The organism is Acidicapsa acidisoli (assembly GCF_025685625.1).
Lineage (GTDB): Bacteria > Acidobacteriota > Terriglobia > Terriglobales > Acidobacteriaceae > Acidicapsa > Acidicapsa acidisoli.
Genome location: NZ_JAGSYI010000001.1, coordinates 1533419 through 1552678, shown reverse-complemented (window position 1 = coordinate 1552678; position 19260 = coordinate 1533419). Strand labels below are relative to the sequence as shown.

Annotated in this window: 17 protein-coding genes and 1 pseudogene; 11 read left to right on the top strand and 7 right to left on the bottom strand. The window is 60.1% G+C overall.

Annotation, left to right across the window (positions count from 1 at the left end):
• Positions 1-3: 3 nt before the first annotated feature.
• Entirely contained in the window at positions 4-288 is a 285-nt protein-coding gene (locus OHL23_RS06210) for a hypothetical protein (RefSeq protein ID WP_263350919.1), read from the bottom strand.
• Between the two features lie 46 nt (positions 289-334).
• Between OHL23_RS06210 and OHL23_RS06205 the strand changes: the two genes are divergently transcribed.
• The 3 genes and pseudogenes from OHL23_RS06205 to OHL23_RS28715 all read left to right on the top strand — a co-directional run bounded on the left by OHL23_RS06205 (position 335) and on the right by OHL23_RS28715 (position 865).
• Positions 335-589, top strand: coding sequence for a CopG family ribbon-helix-helix protein (locus OHL23_RS06205; protein ID WP_263350918.1), 255 nt, complete (start codon positions 335-337; stop codon positions 587-589).
• Positions 586-747 (top strand): annotated as a pseudogene (locus OHL23_RS28720) (type II toxin-antitoxin system RelE/ParE family toxin); the annotation flags it as partial. The gene OHL23_RS06205 and the pseudogene OHL23_RS28720, both read left to right, overlap by 4 nt.
• Positions 674-865 carry a type II toxin-antitoxin system RelE/ParE family toxin gene (locus OHL23_RS28715; protein ID WP_396127291.1) on the top strand — a complete coding sequence of 64 codons (192 nt, stop codon included), beginning with the start codon at positions 674-676 and terminating at the stop codon, positions 863-865. The pseudogene OHL23_RS28720 and the gene OHL23_RS28715, both read left to right, overlap by 74 nt.
• A 23-nt stretch (positions 866-888) precedes the next feature.
• Here the strand turns inward: OHL23_RS28715 and OHL23_RS06200 are convergent, their stop codons facing one another.
• Positions 889-2883, bottom strand: coding sequence for an ATP-dependent DNA helicase (locus OHL23_RS06200; RefSeq protein ID WP_263350917.1), 1995 nt, complete (start codon positions 2881-2883; stop codon positions 889-891).
• Between the two features lie 285 nt (positions 2884-3168).
• On the opposite strand from OHL23_RS06200, the gene der reads away from it, so the two are divergent.
• Positions 3169-4833: a ribosome biogenesis GTPase Der gene (gene der / locus OHL23_RS06195; RefSeq protein ID WP_263350916.1), complete on the top strand. Its 1665-nt coding sequence runs from the start codon at positions 3169-3171 to the stop codon at positions 4831-4833.
• A gap of 75 nt (positions 4834-4908) precedes the next feature.
• Positions 4909-5673 carry a hypothetical protein gene (locus tag OHL23_RS06190; RefSeq protein WP_263350915.1) on the top strand — a complete coding sequence of 255 codons (765 nt, stop codon included), beginning with the start codon at positions 4909-4911 and terminating at the stop codon, positions 5671-5673.
• Positions 5674-5711: 38 nt separating this feature from the next.
• Here OHL23_RS06190 and OHL23_RS06185 read toward each other — a convergent pair whose 3' ends face one another.
• The 4 genes from OHL23_RS06185 to OHL23_RS06170 all read right to left on the bottom strand — a co-directional run bounded on the left by OHL23_RS06185 (position 5712) and on the right by OHL23_RS06170 (position 9182).
• The gene (locus OHL23_RS06185; RefSeq protein ID WP_263350914.1) at positions 5712-6788 is read right to left on the bottom strand and encodes a DUF7544 domain-containing protein; all 1077 of its coding nucleotides are present in this window, start codon (positions 6786-6788) and stop codon (positions 5712-5714) included.
• Between the two features lie 71 nt (positions 6789-6859).
• Entirely contained in the window at positions 6860-7252 is a 393-nt protein-coding gene (locus OHL23_RS06180; RefSeq protein WP_263350913.1) for a hypothetical protein, read from the bottom strand.
• Between the two features lie 23 nt (positions 7253-7275).
• Entirely contained in the window at positions 7276-8679 is a 1404-nt protein-coding gene (trmFO, locus tag OHL23_RS06175) for a methylenetetrahydrofolate--tRNA-(uracil(54)-C(5))-methyltransferase (FADH(2)-oxidizing) TrmFO (protein WP_263350912.1), read from the bottom strand.
• Complete coding sequence (locus tag OHL23_RS06170; protein ID WP_263350911.1) at positions 8676-9182, bottom strand: GNAT family N-acetyltransferase; 507 nt, start codon at positions 9180-9182, stop codon at positions 8676-8678. Before OHL23_RS06170 ends, trmFO begins: the two co-directional genes overlap by 4 nt.
• A gap of 89 nt (positions 9183-9271) precedes the next feature.
• On the opposite strand from OHL23_RS06170, the gene queC reads away from it, so the two are divergent.
• From queC to OHL23_RS06155, 3 genes are all read left to right on the top strand, one after another.
• Positions 9272-10015, top strand: a complete 744-nt coding sequence (gene queC, locus OHL23_RS06165; protein WP_263351734.1) for a 7-cyano-7-deazaguanine synthase QueC — start codon at positions 9272-9274, stop codon at positions 10013-10015.
• A 190-nt stretch (positions 10016-10205) separates the two neighbouring features.
• On the top strand, positions 10206-11312 hold the full coding sequence (locus tag OHL23_RS06160; RefSeq protein ID WP_263350910.1) for a hypothetical protein: 1107 nt from the start codon (positions 10206-10208) through the stop codon (positions 11310-11312).
• An 81-nt stretch (positions 11313-11393) separates the two neighbouring features.
• A complete protein-coding gene (locus tag OHL23_RS06155) occupies positions 11394-12707 on the top strand; it encodes a molybdopterin molybdotransferase MoeA (RefSeq protein ID WP_263350909.1) in 1314 nt (437 codons plus the stop codon).
• Here OHL23_RS06155 and OHL23_RS06150 read toward each other — a convergent pair.
• Entirely contained in the window at positions 12704-13333 is a 630-nt protein-coding gene (locus OHL23_RS06150; RefSeq protein ID WP_263350908.1) for a YqaA family protein, read from the bottom strand. The genes OHL23_RS06155 and OHL23_RS06150 overlap by 4 nt on opposite strands.
• Before the next feature lie 300 nt (positions 13334-13633).
• Here OHL23_RS06150 and OHL23_RS06145 point away from each other — a divergent pair, with 300 nt between their 5' ends.
• The 3 genes from OHL23_RS06145 (at position 13634) to acnA (ending at position 19255) form a co-directional block, all read left to right on the top strand.
• Positions 13634-14830: an energy transducer TonB gene (locus tag OHL23_RS06145; protein WP_263350907.1), complete on the top strand. Its 1197-nt coding sequence runs from the start codon at positions 13634-13636 to the stop codon at positions 14828-14830.
• 84 nt (positions 14831-14914) lie between these two features.
• Positions 14915-16027: an energy transducer TonB gene (locus OHL23_RS06140; RefSeq protein ID WP_263350906.1), complete on the top strand. Its 1113-nt coding sequence runs from the start codon at positions 14915-14917 to the stop codon at positions 16025-16027.
• 351 nt (positions 16028-16378) lie between these two features.
• A complete protein-coding gene (gene acnA, locus OHL23_RS06135) occupies positions 16379-19255 on the top strand; it encodes an aconitate hydratase (protein WP_263350905.1) in 2877 nt (958 codons plus the stop codon).
• The last annotated feature ends 5 nt before the right edge of the window (positions 19256-19260 follow it).

Below are 19260 nucleotides of genomic sequence, written 5' to 3'. Positions count from 1 at the left end.
TATTCATTTTAGAGGCCCGTGCGACTCTCCGGGATTCTTCTTCCGCCGTTGCCGGTCTGCGCGACGGCGCTCCTCAGAGCGGCGGTCGACCTGTTCAAAGAGATGCGACATCGAGCCGATCAACATCGAGACCAGCCCCAGAAGCAGCAGAAACATGGAAAGCGTCTTCCAAAGCGAGCCATTCGCCGGCAGCCCGGGCTGGAAGGTTGACGGCACAAAGGTCATGCCGCAGGAGACCAGAGCGAGAACTCCGAGAGTGGCGGCGAGAGCGTAGAAGTTTCGGGACATAGAGGATGGGCTAATCAGGCTTCATTCTAAAGCGTCGGTTGACGTCTTGGCTCACCTCGCCTACGCTCGTTTGTATATGGAGATTCATCTCACTGAACAACAGCAGAACTCATTGGCCGTGCTTTCCTCCCAAACAAGGCGCAGCGCCGACGATCTCGTTCGCGACGCCGTGGATCGCATGCTGGCTCATGAGAAGTGGTTCGAAGAACAGGTGCGAATCGGCATCGATCAGGTCGCACGTGGAGAATTCCTCGACGAAGATGAGATGGATGAGCGAGTTGCGAGGATGTTACACGCTTGAAGAGGCTGCGATGGTCGATCGCAGCTGCCAATGATCTCGAAGAAATCGGAAGATATTTAGAACTAAATCATCCCGACTTCGCCTTTGAGACGATCCAACGTATATACAAATCTGCCAAGTCCCTCAAACATCAGCCCGAGAAGGGTCGCCCCCGGAAAGATTCTGGGAACTCGCGAATTGATTCTGTCGCCGTTGCCATACTTGATTGTGTACTCCGTTGAGGAAGAGCGAATTCACGTGCTCCGAATCTTCCATGGTGCGCAAAACTGGTCATGAGGTGGTCGCACTTTAAGCTCCTGCTACTCGAAGAACAGCGCCACATCGGTGATTGTGCTGGTTACCCGGTAAGGCGGCAGGCTCTCCAGAAATGCCTGACCATAGCGCTTTTGCCGGATGCGCGGATCGAGCAGCACCAGCACTCCGCGATCCTCCAGAGACCGGATCAGGCGGCCGAAGCCCTGCTTGAGGGCGATTACCGCCGACGGGACCTGGTAATCGAAGAATGGCTTGCCGCCGTTCTCTTCGATGAATCGCATCCGCGCCGCCACGACGGGGTCATTTGGCACGGCGAAGGGCAGCCGGTCGATGATGACGCAGCTCAGCGCCTCGCCCTGTACATCGACGCCCTGCCAGAAGCTGGCCGTACCGAACAGAACCGCGTTCGGCGTCTCGCGGAACTGTTCCAGCAGCGTGTTACGCGGCGCGGTTCCATGCAGCAGGATCGGGTAATCCAGGACCGGCAGCAGCCGCTCGTAAAGATCGCGCATCTGGCTGTAGCTGGTGAAGAGGCAAAAAGCGCGGCCTTTCGTGATTTCAAGCACCCGCTGAATGCACCGGACCGCAGCAGTCTGGAAATCGGGCGCGCGAGGGTCGGGCATCTCGGGCGGCAGGTAGAGCAAGGCCTGGTCCTGATAGCGAAAATGGCTGGGCACCACCAGTTCCCGCGCATCCGCAAGGCCTAGCCTTCCGCGAATGTGCTCAAAGCTGCCCTGCACCGTGAGCGTCGCCGAAGTCAGAACAACCGTCGGAAAGCGTTGAAACAGCTCTGCATCCAGCAGCCCGGAGACGTCGATAGGCGTGGCCTGGAGGAAGATGGTCCGCGATTGCTTTTGCAGGCCACCGCTGACTCTTCGCTCCAGCCAATAGACCATATTGCCCGAGGTCGATTCGAGAAGAAATTCCAGTTCGGTACGTAGGTTTGTGACCCGCTTGCGCAGCGCAGGAGCCTCGTCGACGCCGCGTAGCTGGTCCAGGTCGGCCTCAAGGCGGACGAGGTTGTTCTTGACACTGAGGTAGAGGTCGCCACGGGTTTCGAGAAACTCTTCGCGATTGTCGAATGGTTGGCGACCGTCGCCAGCCATCGGCAACTGCGAGAAGAACATCCGCGCGCGGTCGCGAAGCTGCTGGCCCGAGAGCAGGATCGCCGTATTTGCCGGACTGGCGTAGTTGTCGCTCTTCTTGATCATTGCCTCGGTATCGCGCACGAGGTCTTCGAAGCGAATGTTGCTCACAGACAGCCCAAAATAGTTGCTGGCAATGTCCTCCAGTTCGTGCGCCTCATCGAAGATCACCGCCCCAGCCTCGGGCAGCACTCCGGCATCGGGAGCGCCGCTTGCAAGCTGGCGCACGGCCAAGTCGGCAAAGAATAGGTGATGATTCACGATGACGATGTCCGATTCCTGCGCCTTGCGCCGCATCTCGGTAACAAAGCAGCGCTGGTAGTCCGGGCAGGTTGAGCCCAGGCAGGCTTCGCTACGGGCGTCAAGCCGCGACCATAACGGACTAGACTCCGGTAACTCGGAAAGTTCAGCCCGGTCGCCGGTTTCGGTCTGTTTTTCCCATTCCGAAATTTTGTGGAACTGGTCGATCTCTTCGAGGCCGGAGAGGATCGGATGCATCGTCAGCGTCACTAACTTGTGTCGGCAGAGGTAGTTGGCCCGGCCCTTCATGTAGCAGACGCGCAACGGGCCAAGCAGCGACTCCAAAAAGGGAATATCGCGGAAATAGAGCTGATCCTGCAGTGCTTTAGTACCGGTCGAGATGATGACCCGGCGGCCGGTGCGCAGCGCAGGGAGCAGGTACGCGAGCGTCTTGCCCGTTCCCGTTCCTGCCTCGACAATCAGATGTCGGCACTCTTCCAGCGCTCGCTCGACGGCCCGCGCCATATCCAACTGGCCGGGCCGATGCTCGTAGAGCAGCCGCGATTTTGCCAGAATCCCGCCCGGCGCAAAAAATGCGTGGAGGGTAGGGACGGGGCCGCTCTCAACTCGATTTTGAACAGAATTCTCGGGCAACCGGACGAACCTCGACGCGCCCGAAGAGGGCTCCTTCCATAGTATCGGCGAAAGAGCTTTCGCCGCACATTCGCTCCAATTCTTTGAAGTTGTAGAACTAAAGCAGCAGGGATTTCAGCCGAAAATAAGGAATCATCAGGTCCCGCGCCAACGCCCTGACCCTTGAAAACACAACCGGCTTCTCACCCCTCCGCAAGCTCAAAATCCTCAAACAGTGCAGAATAGAGGTAGCGCCCGCTCCCGTGGGACGTCGTTTGCTAAGACGAACGGCGATTGGAGTTTTCTGTGTCGAAGTATCACAAATCCGTAGTGCCCTCGACCCCGGCCAGTTCGCATCTGCCGCTGGTGGCGATCGTGGGCCGCCCCAACGTGGGTAAATCCACTCTTTTCAACCGCCTGACGCACTCGCGGCGTTCGATTGTGGGCGACGAGCCCGGCATCACCCGCGACCGCATCTACGGCGACATCGAGTGGGACGGGCGCATCGTCCGCCTGGTCGACACCGGCGGCATCATTACCGACGACAAGGAATATATCCCCAGCGAAATCTACCGTCAGGCTCGCGTGGCTCTCGAAGAAGCTGACCTGCTGCTGATGGTCGTCGATGCCCGGACGGAGCTGGCTTCGCCCGACTTTACCCTCGCAAAAATGCTCATTCGCGGCGGCAAACCGGTCTATCTGGTCGCCAACAAGGTGGAAAATCCGACCGTCGCCGCTGCCGCAGAAAACCTGCGCCAGCTTGGATTGCCGGAGTTGTTTCTCGTCAGCTCCGAACATGGGCTGGGCATCGGCGACCTGCTCGACGCGATCTTTGACCGTTTGCCAGCGCCTGCGGCCACAGGGCCGGTTGCGAAAGACTCTGCCTATGATGCGCCGCTGGACCCCGATGAATTGGACATTGAAGATGAGCCGGTCTTCGATGAGAACGAGGAAGATGAACTTCTTGAGGATATGGGACCGGAGATCGACGTTGCGGAGGAAGACAGCGGCGACCTCGATCTGGTTGCCGACCCGCGCGAATTCGGGCCGGAAGAAGACCTGATCAGCGAGGCAGACACGGAAGCCGAGATTGTGAATGCAAGCCTCGATGGTGGACAGCCTCTGCATCGCACCCACGGCGAATACGAACAACACGAAACTTCGGTCGCCATCATCGGCCGGCCGAACGTCGGCAAATCGACGCTGCTGAATGCGCTTACAGGCACCTCGCGGGCCATCGTCTCGCCCATCGCCGGAACCACTCGCGACGCCGTCGACGAAGTCATCGAGCACGAAGGCCAGCGCCTGCGCCTGATCGACACCGCCGGAATCCGCCGCAAGGGCAAGACGCACCTGATGGCCGAGAAGCTCTCCGTCGTCATGGCAAGGCGGCATCTTGAGTCCTGCGATGTGGCGCTGCTGATGATCGACGCGATCGAGGGCGTGACCGCGAACGACGCACACATCGGCGGCTACGCGCACGAGAGTGGGCGTTCCGTGATCATCGTCATCAACAAGTGGGATCTGCTGACGACAGCCCGTACGGACGGCAAGCCGCCCGCCGATAAGGCCATCTATGAAGAGCAGGTTCGCCACGCGCTCAAGTACCTGAGTTATGCGCCGGTAGTCTTCATCTCCGCAGCCTCCGGAACGAATCTCGCAAAAGTGATGAAAGAGATCAAACGCGTAGCCGCGCAGCGCCGCAAGCGCGTCACAACCGGCCAGATGAATCGCTTTCTGGACAAGATCGACTTCCAGCGCGCACCGGTGCCGATGGCCAAGCGCATTCGCATCTTCTACATGACGCAGGCCGCGGTCGCACCGCCGACTTTCGTGCTTTTCACCGACCGCAACATCCAGTTGCACTTCGCCTTCCAGCGCTTCCTGGAAAACCAGATTCGCGAGGCCTTCGGCTTCGAGGGCACACCAATCTGGTTCAAAGTGCGCGCACGAAACGCGGAAAAAAAATAGCCCGGAAACGAATTCACATTGGACTACACTACCCCCGGAGCGGGTTCCGCGTACTGACCCGCTCCGGGGGCGAATATGCAGACCTCTGCCTGTCTTGTACTCGCGGCCAGCCTGGCTCTGATTCCGGCAACAAAACTTGTGTGCCAGGATGAATCCGGGATTTCCCACGCGCCGGACGGCGGTATCTCCCGCCACGTGGAAGGAATCTCGGTTCTGTCGATTCCGGGTGCGCCTTTCACTACGAAGGAAGTAGTGCGTCTGACGAACCATCTGCAAGATGGAACGCTCATCGAGCAACACTATTACGCAATGATCGTGCGCGATAGCGAAGGCAAGGTCTACCGCGAGACTCGAGACCGAATCCCAATGGGTTCCAACCGCGAACCGCCGCTCAGGAATTTCTACTTCAGCGACCCGAAAAATGCGCGAAGAATCACCTGTACGCCTGCAACTAAAACCTGCGTCGTAACAAGCTGGCGTCCCAATCTGCATGTCACCGAAGAGCCGGTAGGTCTATCCAAAGACGGCCTGTCTTACCTGACGCGTGAGAGCATGGGTCACTCGACCATCGACAGCCTCGAAGCCATCGATACCCGCGAAACACGCACCTACAATGCCGGTGCATTCGGCAATGACCGTCCCGTCGCAGTCACGAAGCGGTACTGGTACGCGCCACAACTGCAGATCAACCTGGCCGTCGACCGTCATGATCCCAGGACCGAAGATCAGAAGCTCGAATTAACTGAGTTGAACCTATCCGAACCTGACCCGGCGTGGTTCATCGTTCCCGACGGTTACCGCATCATTCGCGACCGAGCGCCCACAGCTTTTCAACGCTAATTCTGCAGATCAATCCACCCCGGTATAGCGAAGCCGCGTCAAATTCCAGGCTGAAGACCGGAAGGATACCCGGACTGTTGCGGCGGAAACGGAGGTGCGGGCGGCACTGGCGGCCAAACTGCCATCGCTAGTTCGGGATAGCGGCCGGCGTAAAAGAGAAGCGCGTAGTTGCGCCGGAATGTACCGATAGTTCCGCTAACGCCGATCACTGCCAGCAGGAACAGGAAGCCCGCCAGAATCGCCAGAGGTACGCCGAGTCCGAGTGCTAGCGTTGTAGATGCGGCCTTCAACGCCAGCGCCAGAATGACACCAACGATGGCGATGGGAATGAGCGGCACCAGCAGCACGATGAAACCCAGGACCGAGGCAACTAGCGACAGCAGAAAGCGCAGCAGAAAGAAAAGCGCAAACTGCCCCGGGTCGGCTAGAAGATCGCCCCAGACGTCCTGCAGTGCGTCGCCCATCGAGGCGTCTTCTACCGCCATGCGCGGCAGCACGAAGCAGGTCATCGTCGTTTCCACCAGGTAACCCGCCAGCGCCAGAGCGAGGAAGAGCGGAACGATATAGGCGATCAGCGGCAGGAAATCCGCGAAGCCAGGAGGGTGTTCGGAGCCGATTGAGTCAAACAGCGGCTTGAAGTGTTGGTAGAGGTTATAGCCGATAGGAATGAGAACGGCCCAGAACGCGATGCTGATCAACACGCTCAGCCCGAGATAGCGCATCGCCTGGCGGTGATAGCGGCTCCACGCAGGCGCGATCTGGTCCTGCTCGTACAGCACGCAATCAAAATAGCTGAAGCGCAGCCGAACCAGCAGATAACCGATCACGAGCACAACTGGAATCGCAATCAACGCCACCACTACGAGCAGTCCACCGATCGCCGCCAGCGCAGGCAGATGCATCGCCGGCCAATGGAACGGAATGTTCATTGGGCCTGCTTTTCCAGATCCGGAGGGCGTATGCGAGTTGAAATTACAGCTCGACATGCCGCCTTCCGTGAGCAGAGCCACAAGCGTCAGCTTCAGGAATCGCCCCAGACAAAAGGGCTGAAAGAGGAATTGCTTCGTCCGCTCAATGGCGGGACTGATGGCTCGTGCAGCAGAAAGGCTGTTCATGGCGGTCGCGGAAAGGGTAGCACAAACGCTACCGTCTCAGCCGAAAACAGTCGGAAGCGAAGTGCAAGCCGTTACTTCATCCGCCGCAGGCTATCGTTCTCTGATTCATTCTCTGACTCATCCCCAGCGAGCGTTGCCGAGCCCTTCGGAAGCAGGAACCACGTCGCGATCGCGGCTAGGGTAACAAGCGCATAAGCCAGCGGCATTCCGTGCAGCCCGAAGACCTGCGTGGCAATTGCCGTCGACACAATAAAACATCCGCCCCAGACGCAGAAGCACGCCAGACTGCGGATGACACTCTTAGCCCACGCATTTTCCGTCATGCGCGGCATCCATCGTCGGAAATAGCTCAGCGGGTCGGCGTAAAACCCGCGCGCCATGTAAATGATGTACGCTCCCAGCGCGGCTCTCAGGGCAAATGCCACGACGGGGTTGGATAGCACCTCCGACTCCATCATCGCCATCGGCAAGTTGCCCCCTTAGGCCTTTAGACACCGGCGCGCACAGAATTTCTCCAGTCGAAGCTGTCCTTATTTGGATTTCGATTTTGCGTCGCCCACCAATCGTCAAAAGCTGCCAGCGCGCGGTCACAGACCATCCTATGCCGTTCCTTCTTGTCGCGCACCTTGCGCCGGGTTTCTTCCTCCAGCGGAACGAGCAGATCGAATGTGATGTTGGCCGGCTGGAAGTGCTTCGGGTCGGCCTGCGTGATGTAGTTGACCAGCGAGCCCAGCGCGGTTTGGCGTGGCGCAGGCACTGGTTCCTCGCCATGCGCTACGGTGGCTGCGTAAAGGCCCGCCAGCAAACCGGATGCAATCGATTCCGTGTATCCCTCGACGCCGGAAATCTGCCCGGCGAAAAACAAGTCGGAACGCTCCTTCATGCGTAGCCGCTCGTCCAGCACTCGGGGCGAGCAGATATAAGTGTTGCGATGAATCTGCCCATAGCGGAGAAATTTGGCATCTTCGAGGCCAGGAATCAGCCGCAGAACCTTGGCTTGTTCGCCGTACTTGAGGTGGTTTTGAAAGCCGACGAGGTTGTAGCTATCGGCGCGGAGGTTTTCCTTGCGCAACTGCACCACGGCCCAGGGAGTTTTGCCCGTTCGCGGATCGCGCAGGCCGACCGGTTTCATCGGACCAAAGCGGAGCGTGTCCGGACCGCGCTTCGCCAAAATCTCTATGGGCAGGCAACCCTCGAAGTAGTCCGCTTTCTCCCATTCTTTCGATTCGGCAGCTTCGGCGGTCACCAGGGCGTTGAGAAAGACCTCATATTCTTCGCGAGTCATCGGACAGTTAATGTAGTCCGCCGTGCCCTTGTCCCAGCGCGCGGCAAAATAGACGCGATCCATGTCGATGGTCTCAGCGTCCACGATGGGCGAGATGGAGTCGTAAAAGGCCAGGTGCTCCGCGCCGGTCAGCTTCGCTATTTCTGTGCTCAGCGCATCTGAAGTCAGCGGACCAGACGCGACGATAGTGAGCGCGTCATCTCCAAAATCAAGCGTTTTCACCTCGTCGCGGATTACGGTAATGCGCGGTTCAGCGGCGATAGCTTCGGCAATGCGCCGCGAAAACTCGACGCGATCAACGGCCAGCGCGTGGCCAGCCGGAACAGCCGTTTCGTCCGCCAGCGCGATCAGCCGCGAACCCGCGCGCCGCATCTCCTGCTTGAGCAGCCACGGAGCCGTATTCGGCGACTCGCTCTTGAGCGAATTGGAGCAGACCAACTCGCCAAAGTCGGTAGTCTGGTGCGCCGGAGTCAGTACGGGCTTGCCGTCTACCTCGCGCCGCATCTCGTAGAGCTCGACCTCGCAGCCGAGGCTGGCGGCAGTGAGCGCGGCTTCAGGACCGGCGAGACCGCCGCCGATGACCCGAATCTTTCGTGAGTTACTCAAACGTTTGCCTCTACTCGGGTTGAATCCAGTGCCGCAAGCCGCTCCAGCGCTTCTCCGGTCATGCGAACGTTGCGCCACTCGTCAAGGAAGCTGGCTCCCAGCGCTGCATAGAAATCCACCGCCGGAGTGTTCCAGTCCAGCACCTCCCATTGCAGGCGCGGGCAGCCTTTTTCAACAGCGATTGCAGCGACCCGCGCCAGCAGCGCCTTGCCGATGCCAAAGCCACGAAATTCGGGGTTGACGAAGAGATCTTCCAGATACAGACCGGGACGGCCGGTCCACGTGGAGTAATTGAAGAAATAGAAAGCGAATCCCGCCGGTTTGCCATCCTGCTCGGCAATCAGGCAATGGTAGTAAGGCTCGGGACCAAAGCCGTCGCGAAGCAGATCAGCCTCGGTGGCTGTCACAGCGTCCGGCTCGCGCTCATACACAGCCAGCGCGCGAATAAACTCCAGAATGAGCGGCACATCAGAGGGAACCGCTTTGCGAATCGTCGTCGACATAGTTTTATTGTAGGGTGAGACCGCCGTGTCCCGGATCGCACCTGCGCCTGCCCCAAAGCGATACCATGTAAGCAGGATCAGAAATCAGGATCAGAGCCGTGAGCAGCACACCTACAAATACTCATCCCAGCCGCATTCGCTCCGTAGTCTGCCTCTCCGGCGGCATGGATAGCTGTGTCACCGCGGCGCTCGCTGCGCGCGACACCGAGGCATTCGCAATTCATTTCAGCTACGGCCAGCGCACCGAGTCCCGCGAACTCGCAGCCGCTCGCGGGGTCGCATTGCAGCTCGGCTTCCGAGACTTCCTGCATCTGCGCATTGACATCTTCCGGCACATCGGCGGTTCTGCGCTGACCGATGCAAAGATTTCGGTGCCCGATGCAGCGCCGGAGTTTGGCCACACGCCAGCCTCGGCCAATGCCTCCGGTGAAGCCATCCCGGTCACATACGTCCCCTTCCGTAACGCGCATTTTCTCTCGGCCGCCGTCAGTTGGGCCGAGGTTCTCGGCGCCACGCGCGTCTATATCGGCGCCGTGGAACAGGATAGCTCCGGCTACCCCGATTGCCGTCCGGCTTACTATGAAGCTTTCCAACAACTTGTGCGCACCGGCACGCGCGATGGCAAAATCGAGATCGTCACGCCGCTGATCGCTCTCAGCAAAGCCCAGATTGTGCGACTTGGCCTTGAATGCAATGCGCCTTTGGATTTAACGTGGTCCTGCTACAGGGAAGAGCAGGAAGCCTGCGGTACCTGCGAAAGTTGTGTCCTGCGCCTGCGTGCATTTGAATCTGCCGGAGTCAAGGATCCAATCGTCTATGCGCCGCCTGCCTGATCATCGACTTGATCGCGTGTTTGCCCCGTTGTTTGACCGCGTGATCGAGTTGACCCGAACGATAAGATTGTCCATGCACAAGGGAGCCGATCCGTTAAATTTCGATTTCCTGAATTCGAACGGCGCGAAGACTGATTTCTTGGGCCACTGCCATGCACCCTCACCCTCTCGATCTATAAGGAGAAGAAATATGAAGCTCAGAACTCTACTTCCGATTGCCGGAGCCGCTGTCCTCTCCATCGCGCTCGCGGGCTCTACCGTGGGGATGGCCCAGGAGGCCCCCGGCAAGATCCATGGTCACGTCACCGATCCCACTGGCGTGCCGAAGGGCGCCGGAACAATCAGCCTGTCCACGGACGGCGGCCACACCTCGAAGTATTCTTTCCCGGTCTCTGCGAGCGGTGATTTCACGGGAGATGGAATCGCGCCTGGGAATTATTCCATGATTCTTCGCCTGCCCGACACGCCGGAAGGCAAATTCGTCGATATGATCGAGAACGTCAAAATTACAGCGGGCGAGGATCTGCACCAGGACGACGATATGTCGCGCCAGGCGTATATCGACAAAATGACGCCGGACCAGAAGAAGCAGGTTGAGGAGTTCAAGAAGAAGAACGCCGAGGTGATGAAGTCCAACGCGGTGATCAAGACCCTCAACGCAGACCTAAGCGACGCCCGCGCGGCCAACCATGACAAGAAATACGACGTGGCCGAAACCCTGATGCTGAAGGACACCGGCCTCAAGCCAGATGGCGAACTGCTGTGGTACGAACTCGGCATGGCCGAAACCGGCCTCAAGAAGTGGGATGACGCTTCGAACGCCTTCAAGAAAGCGATTGACCTCTCCAGCGCGTCGAAGAAGCCCAGCCCCGATCTGATCGCAGGCGCCCATGCGGGCATTGGCGAAGTGGACGCCCGCAACAACAAGCCCGCCGATGCCGCCACCGAATACGACCTCGCCGCCAAGACCAACCCGACCAAGACGGCCTTTTATTACTCCAACGAAGCCGTGATCTTCTCTCAGGTTGGCAACATGGACGCTCAGGGCTCGGCGGCGGACAAAGCAATTACCGCGGATCCCAAGAATCCTCTGCCCTACTACCTCAAGGGGCAGGCGCTGATCAGCAAGGCCACGGTCGACGACAAGACCAAGAAAATCGTGCTTCCTCCAGGCTGCGCGGATGCCTATCAGAAGTACCTCGACCTGGCGCCGGACGGGCAGTTTGCCAACGATGTGAAAGGAATCCTCGCACAGAGCCAGGCCACGATCGAAACCAAGTACAAGGCAAAGAAGTAATTTTTCCTCGGCACAGGAACCGGGGCTGCCCGGAGTTGAAATCCGCTTACAAAGCAGGCTTCAATTCCGAGGCAGCCTCTTTTGCGTGCCGATACAATCGAAGCTATGGAGTCACCGTTGCTGAGCTACTCCGAGGCCGCCGAACAGGTACATCGCTTCATTCTGGCGCTCGCCGAGCAGGGCGAGATTCAACTTGCTCCAGAAACTGCGAAGACCGCAAATCCGGCCAGCCATCACTCCAAACCAGTTGAATCGGTACCGCTCCTGTCCGCGTCGGGCCGGGTTCTGGCCGTAGGACTCCACGCTGACCGTGACCAGCCGCCGTTTCCGCGCTCTACGCGCGATGGATTCGCCTGCCGCTCAGCTGAGGCCAACACGAACCAATATCTGTTTCTCTCCGGCCACATTCGCGCGGGCGAGGCCCCGGCTGGCGCGCTCGGAACCGGCGAAGTCTGGGAGATCATGACCGGCGCTCCAGTTCCGGACGGAGCCGACGCGGTCTTCATGGTCGAGCACCACGAGAGATCGTCGAATTTCATCCGGCTCGCCGCGCCGCGCACCATCGCCCACGGAGAAAATATCGTGGCGCGCGGCGCCGAAGCTCGCGCCGGTGACCTGCTCGTACCGCCCGGTATTCGCCTTGGTCCAGCCCAGATTGCTCTTGCTGCCCAGTGCGGCTATAGCGAGCTGACGGTTGCGCCCCGGCCCAGAGTCGCCATCTTGTCCACAGGAGACGAGCTGGTTCCGGTGGAGGGCGTTCCCGGACCCAGCCAGATTCGCAACTCCAATTCATCGATGCTGGCTGCACTGGTCGGCGCAGCGGGCGGAGAACCGGTCATTCTTCCTTCAGTTCCAGACCAGGATGCTCCGCTGGACGCTGCCATCAGCCATGCGATCTCTGCGGATCTACTTCTGATTACCGGAGGAATCTCCGCCGGGCGCTTCGATCTGGTGGAAGACGCTCTCACCCGCGCCGGAGCCCGATTCTTCCTCGGCGGCGTAGCGATTCAGCCCGGCAAGCCTGTCGTCTTCGGGCAACTGCCACGCATGGGCCAGTTGCCGCTGCCTTTTTTTGCGCTTCCCGGCAACCCGCTCTCCAGCGCTGTAACCTTCCACATCTTCGCCGCGCCTCTGCTGGCGGCGCTGGGAGACGACTCTGCGCCCCTGCCGCGCTTTGCCCTGGCGCAACTTAGGGGTGAATGGCGAGGCAAGCCCGGCCTCACGCGATTCCTGCCCGCCTTGTGTGACTTCGGGCTGGCTCCGGCGGTTCGAATCCTGCCCTGGCATGGCTCGGGAGACATTGCGACCTTCGCCCGGTCCAATTGCTTCCTGGTCGTCCCTCCGGAAGCCACGGAGATCCAGGAAGGCAGCACCGTACAGATTCTGCTGACTTAAGCTTCTTTTTCGCCGTTTTTCCGCCGTTTTCGGATGGCCCATATTCCGATTGCCACAAACACGACCACCAGCGCGCTCAGAAAGATCGCCAGGTGATCCTTGACGAGATCGCTCATCACCGAAACCGCGCTCGGGCCCAGTTTGAGCACCAGCAGCGACAGGATCAGCCAGCGCACCAGCCGCCCTGCGAAAACGGCCAGCATGAATGGCAGCACTCGCATCTCGAAGACCCCGGCAGCAAAGACAAACGCCTTCCATGGGGTTGGAGGCGGAAGCATGCTGGGAACGAGCACGGCCAGGAACTCCTGCCGCTCAAAGCGGGTTCTCATCTGCTCGAAGCGCTCGCGGTTCACCCGTTTCAGCAGAAAAAGCTCTCCCCCGGCGCGGCCGAGCCCGTAGGGCAGCAGTCCGCCGACTGCGGAGCCTGCCGCGCCCATCAGGCAGTAAATCCAGAAATGCCCCTTATCCGACCACACATACCCGGCGAGAATCAGGTCCATCGGCACCGGCAGCGTGGAGGAATCGATCAGCGCCACCAGGCCGACGCCCCAGAAGCCCAGCTTGGCCAGCGCCGGAAGCACCAGATAATTCCAGCGCGCCATCAGTTTTGCAAAGAGTGACTTCAATCAGGTTTCTTTCGGTGGTTGGCTTCCGGTTTGTTCCAACTTTGCGAAATTCCAGGACGGCGGATCTCTCGGAGCGGCAATATCATCGAGCATTCCTGCGATTACGTCATCCGACAGGCTTCGTCTAATCGAAGCGCCAGGGTAAGGTGTTGTTTCCGTTTTCAGCAGAACTCATTTTAAGCCGTCCGGCCCGGATTTTTGTTTCTTAGGCAACATTGCGGACTTTGTCCGCGCTCTGGCCGTCTATCTAAGAGAATGAGAGAATAGGGGAAGTCCAGAATCGAGCCCCATAGTCGAGTTGTGGACAAGAATCCGGCAGGCGCGCAAGCTTCGCCGCCAATTGATTACCTGATGCCAGCCAGCGAAACGCCCACCAACTCGCCCGTCCCGACGACCGATACGGATCGGCCAGAATCGGCTTCAACCGCCGTTCAGGAGATCGACGCGGAAGCCGAAGGAAGCACCGATGGGCAGAGAAGCGATCACCGCTCCGGCGCTGCTGGATTTTCAAGCTCCCGATACATCGACTACGACACCCACGAATTGCTGGAAAAGATCTCCCAGTACGAGGATGAGCGGCGTTGGCAGCGCATTCGCGAGGGAATATGGATCTCCATCATCATCCATATTCTTTTCTTCTCCGGACTCGCCTGGATTCCGCGCTACATCTTTCACCAAACCCAGCTCATCGATCCGATTCAGGCAATCAAGGACCGCAAGGACCTTACCTATCTGGACGAATTGCCCGACGCGCTGAAGCAGATTCAGAAAGCCAAGCCCAAGGCTCCTGCGCTCAAGCCTAACCAGGCCCAGGTGGACAAAAAGACGCTGGATGCCCTGAAGGCGCTTGAGCAGGCAAAGCCCAAACCGGCCCCACCTGCACCCGAGCAGCAGGCGCAGGCCACGCCGCCACCGCCGCCCGTTCAAACGCCGCAGCCCCAGCAACAGCAGGCTGTCGCGCCGCCATCGACCGCTCCACCGGTGCCCAATCCGCAGATTGCCTTGGACACGCCGCGTCCTGCGCCCGTTCCGGCGCGCCCGAATTTCTCGCTAGGCTCGCAGAATCCCGCCGACCAGCTTCGTCAGGCCATGCGGGACTCCCGCGGTCAGAGCGGCGGGGCCATGACCGGACCCGGCCTGCAACAGCACTCTGGAGCCGCTGGCGGCGCGGAGATCCTCTCTGATACGCAGGGCGTGGACTTCGGTCCTTATATGCAAAAGGTTATCCGCGAGACCTATCGCGCCTGGGACCCGCTGATTCCGGAGGAAGTAAATCCCCCGATTCTCAAGCGCGGCGAGTGCGAAATCGTCTTCACCATCCTGCCCAACGGCCGCGTGCAGGCAGGCAGCATGATCCTCACCGGCCGCTCCGGCGATGTCGCGCTCGATCGCGCCGCCTGGGGAGGCATCGTGGGCGCCGATTACCCGCCACTTCCGCGCGAGTTCCACGGCCCCTACCTCCAGTTGCGCTTCCGATTCCAGTACAACATTCGCTAAACCGCTTTACTCCTGCGTTTCGGCTCGCAACACGCGACCGCTTGCATGTTGTAGACTTGCTCCGTTCAAAAAGGGGCACAATTCATGCAATTTCCCAACATTGGTAGAACCCTGTCCGTATCCGGGTTCGCATTTTGCACTTCAGTCCTACTGAGCGGCACTCTCTTTAGCGTGATTCCCTCCGCCGATGCTCAAGCCACCGCACGGGATGCATTGAACAAGGGGCTTGCCGTCACAGGCCTCACCGCCGAAGACGCGCCTGCGTGGCATATCAAGGCCAATTACAGCCTCTACGACCGGGGTAATCTCACCGAATCCGGCACGCTGGAAGAGTGGGCCACCGGACCCTACACCTGGCGCCGCACCTACTCCGAAAAGAAGCAGGTCAACAATGAATGGAGCGTCACGCGCGCAAAACAATTCCAGACCAAGGACAGCAAGCTCAATCTGGCCCAACTCGACGAGCGCGTCGCGACAACCCTGACCGCCCCTCTCTTTCAAGCTGCGAACTATAAGCCGGATATGGAACTGGACGGCAGAGCCGGAACTTTCGCCGGCCAGACTCTGAATTGCGTCGCCGCCGCCAATCCCACAGCCGCTGCTGGGATCATCGACCCAAACGTGCTCTTTCCCCGTCTCTGTTTCGACGTCAAGGATGCCACTCTGCGCTACGTGAACACCCCGACCACGCTGATCAGCTACACCGAATTCAAGACGCTGGGCAATCGCCAGGTTGCAACCAAGGTAAATGTGAACTACGGCGGCAAAGTCGCGGCCGATCTCGCAATCACGCTGCTCGAGCCCCTCACCACAGGCGATCAGGGCCAGATCGCTCCCGACGGAAAGGCGGCCGCGCGACCCTATATGCATCTGGCCGGCGATGTGCCGCTTGTTCCGGTCAAGATCACGGAGTGCGCCTATCCCATGGCCGCATCGGTCAAACAGGAACACGGCATCGTCTATATCCCGGTAGTCATCCGGAAGGATGGCGGCGTCAAACCCAACGGTGGCGCCCAAGGACCGCCGGAGCTCGCCGAAGCCGCAGGCGACTGCGTGGGTAACTGGAAATTCGAGCCCTTCAAGCTGGACGGCGAAGCCATCGACGTCGCGGACACGCTGATCTACAACTACGATGGCAAGCCATTTAAGGGGGTAATCGGCATCGCCTCGGAACCGCCGCCATCCGCCGCAAAGTAAATGCAGCAGGCTGCGCCTCTACTTGAAGATTGGGGCGCAGCCTGCAGGCCAATCCCATTCCGAATGGCTTAAAATGATTGCGTCGTATGAACCCCTCCTTTTCCAATACGCCTAAAGCCGCAGCCAGAAAATGCCCCACCCGGCTCGCAATTGCCGTTCGACGTCCCAAGCGCTTTCGCTACGGACGGGTTGATCGCGGGCGAAGCCAACCGGCCTGAGCCGATCTCTATCTCAAAATCCTGTGATGGCGCAGTCTGGCGGTTCCCGTGATTCCTGACCGGAGCCCGGCAATGAGAATGCAGCCCGCGTGACAAGTTCCCGATAAGCACCAAAGCCAGAAAGGCATCTGCGATGAACACTTTCCAAAGCCGGACCACACTGACCTCCGGCAGCCGCAGCTTCACTTACTTCAGCCTGCCCGCGCTTGCAGCTCAGGGCTTCAACCTCGCCCGCTTGCCCTTCAGCCTCAAAATCCTGCTCGAAAACCTCATTCGTCGCGAAGACGGCGTGAACGTCACCGCCGCTGACGTCTGCTTCCTCGCCACTTGGAAGGCTGAAGCCGAGCCCAGCCGCGAAATCGCCTACATGCCCGCCCGCGTTCTCATGCAGGACTTCACCGGCGTCCCAGCAATCGTTGACCTCGCTGCCATGCGCGACGCCATGAAGACCCTCGGCGGCGACCCGGAAAAGATCAATCCCCTCCAACCCGCAGAACTGGTCATCGACCACTCCGTTCAGGTCGATGAATTCGGCTCGCCCTCGGCCTACGACGCCAACTCGCTGCTCGAATTCCAGCGCAACCGCGAGCGATACGCCTTCCTGAAGTGGGGCCAGACCGCGTTCCGGAATTTCTCCGCCGTGCCCCCCGGAATGGGCATCTGCCACCAGGTCAATCTCGAATACCTCGCTCGCGTCGTCTTCACGGCCCAAGTCGACGGCGAAGAAGTCGCTTATCCCGACACGCTCGTCGGCACCGATTCCCACACCACGATGATCAATGGCTTGGGCGTTCTCGGCTGGGGCGTCGGCGGCATCGAGGCTGAAGCAGCCATGCTCGGCCAGCCCGTGTCAATGCTCATTCCGCAGGTCGTCGGCTACAAGCTGACAGGTAAGCTGCGCGAAGGCGCGACCGCGACCGATCTCGTCCTCACCGTCACCGAAGCACTGCGCAAGCTGGGCGTCGTTGGCAAATTCGTCGAGTTCTACGGCCCCGGCATCGCCGAGCTGCCGCTCGCCGACCGCGCCACCATCAGCAACATGGCTCCCGAATACGGCGCCACCTGCGGCATCTTCCCCGTCGACGAAGAGACGCTGCGCTACCTGCGCCTGACCGGCCGCAGCGAAGAGCAGATCGCGCTCGTTGAGGCCTATTACAAAGCGCAAGGACTCTTCCACACCGCCGATTCGCCGGAAGCCGAATACACCCAGACCTTGTCGCTCGATCTCAGCACCGTCGAACCCAGCGTCGCCGGTCCCAAACGCCCGCAGGACCGCGTGCTGCTCTCCGAAACCGGCGCAAGCTTCCGCAAACAGCTTCCCAGCCTGCTCGGCCCATCCGCCAAGCCGCTGGGAGAACGCACCGCCGCAACCTGGACAATGTCTGGACCCGGCGCCACGGCAGTCCTAGACCGCGAACTCGTCCACGAGCCGCCCGTCGAGCCCACGCCCGCCGAAGCCAGCGGCCTCAATGAAGGCCTCGACGGAGGCATGGAAAGCGGCTTCGGCCGGAGGCCGGAACCGCACGCCTACGCCAACACCGTAAAAGGCCGCTTCGGCATCAACCCCGATATGTATCTCGACCACGGCTCCGTCGTAATCGCGGCTATCACCAGTTGCACTAACACTTCCAACCCCTCGGTGATGATCGCCGCGGGACTGCTCGCCAAAAAGGCCGTCGAAAAGGGGCTGACCGTCCCACCGTGGGTTAAAACATCGCTCGCTCCCGGCTCGCGTGTCGTGACCGATTACTACACCAAGGCTGGCCTGCTGCCATATCTCGAAAAGCTGCGCTTCAACGTCGTCGGCTACGGCTGCACCACCTGCATCGGCAACTCCGGCCCACTGCCCACGGACGTCTCCGACTCGATCAACGAGCACGGACTGGTCGCAGTCTCCGTCCTCAGCGGCAACCGCAATTTCGAGGGCCGCGTCAACGTCGATGTCCGCGCCAACTACCTCATGTCGCCGCCGCTGGTCGTCGCCTACGCCATCGCCGGACGCATCGACCACGATTTCGCGACGCAGCCGCTCGGCACGGACGAAAACGGCAAGCCAGTGTACTTGAAAGACATCTGGCCCTCCCAGGCAGAGGTTTCCGAATCCATCGCCCAGGCCGTCTCCAGCGAAGGATTCACCCACGAATACTCGACTGTCACGCTCGGCGACGCCAATTGGCAGGGGCTCAAATTCCCCCTCGGCGACACGTACGAGTGGGAGCCGGACTCGACCTACATCCGCAAAGCTCCCTACTTCGACGGCATCACGCCAACCCCCGCGCCCGTCGCCGACATCACCGGAGCCCGCGTCCTCGCCATCCTCGGCGACAGCGTAACCACCGACCACATCTCCCCGGCGGGCTCCATCAAAGCAAACGGACCGGCAGGCAAGTACCTCACCGACCACGGTGTCCGTCCTGCCGACTTCAATAGCTACGGCTCCCGCCGAGGCAATCACGAAGTCATGGTTCGCGGCACCTTCGCCAACGTCCGGTTGAAGAACAAGCTCGCCCCCGGCACCGAAGGCGGCGTAACGCGCCTGCTCCCCGAAGGCACGCCGACATCGATCTACGACGCCAGCGTCACCTACGCCGAGCGCGGCGTCCCGCTCGTCATCCTCGCCGGCAAGGAATACGGCTCTGGCAGCAGCCGCGACTGGGCCGCCAAGGGACCGAAACTGCTCGGCGTCCGCGCAGTGATCGCCGAAAGCTTCGAGCGCATTCACCGCAGCAACCTCGTCGGAATGGGCATCCTGCCGCTCCAATTCTCGTCTGGCGAAACCGTCGAATCCCACGGACTATCAGGAGAAGAGTTGTACAGCTTCCCCGGTCTCAAAGCCATGCTCGACAGCAAATTCGCCGACGGCAAAACCCTCCACGTCCAAATCACTTCAGCCGACGGCGTCACCAAGCTGATCGCCTGCAAAGTCCGCATCGATACCCCGCAGGAAATCGCCTACTTCGAACACGGCGGCATCCTGCAATATGTCCTGCGCCAGCTTGCAGCGAACTGAAAATA

Coding starts and splice junctions, on each gene's coding strand:
- OHL23_RS06210 (WP_263350919.1), bottom strand. CDS start 288: ATGTCCCGAAACTTCTACGCTCTCGCCGCCACTCTCGGAGTTCTCGCT.
- OHL23_RS06190 (WP_263350915.1), top strand. CDS start 4,909: ATGCAGACCTCTGCCTGTCTTGTACTCGCGGCCAGCCTGGCTCTGATT.
- OHL23_RS06185 (WP_263350914.1), bottom strand. CDS start 6,788: ATGAACAGCCTTTCTGCTGCACGAGCCATCAGTCCCGCCATTGAGCGG.
- OHL23_RS06180 (WP_263350913.1), bottom strand. CDS start 7,252: ATGGCGATGATGGAGTCGGAGGTGCTATCCAACCCCGTCGTGGCATTT.
- OHL23_RS06170 (WP_263350911.1), bottom strand. CDS start 9,182: ATGTCGACGACGATTCGCAAAGCGGTTCCCTCTGATGTGCCGCTCATT.
- OHL23_RS06160 (WP_263350910.1), top strand. CDS start 10,206: ATGAAGCTCAGAACTCTACTTCCGATTGCCGGAGCCGCTGTCCTCTCC.
- OHL23_RS06140 (WP_263350906.1), top strand. CDS start 14,915: ATGCAATTTCCCAACATTGGTAGAACCCTGTCCGTATCCGGGTTCGCA.
- acnA (WP_263350905.1), top strand. CDS start 16,379: ATGAACACTTTCCAAAGCCGGACCACACTGACCTCCGGCAGCCGCAGC.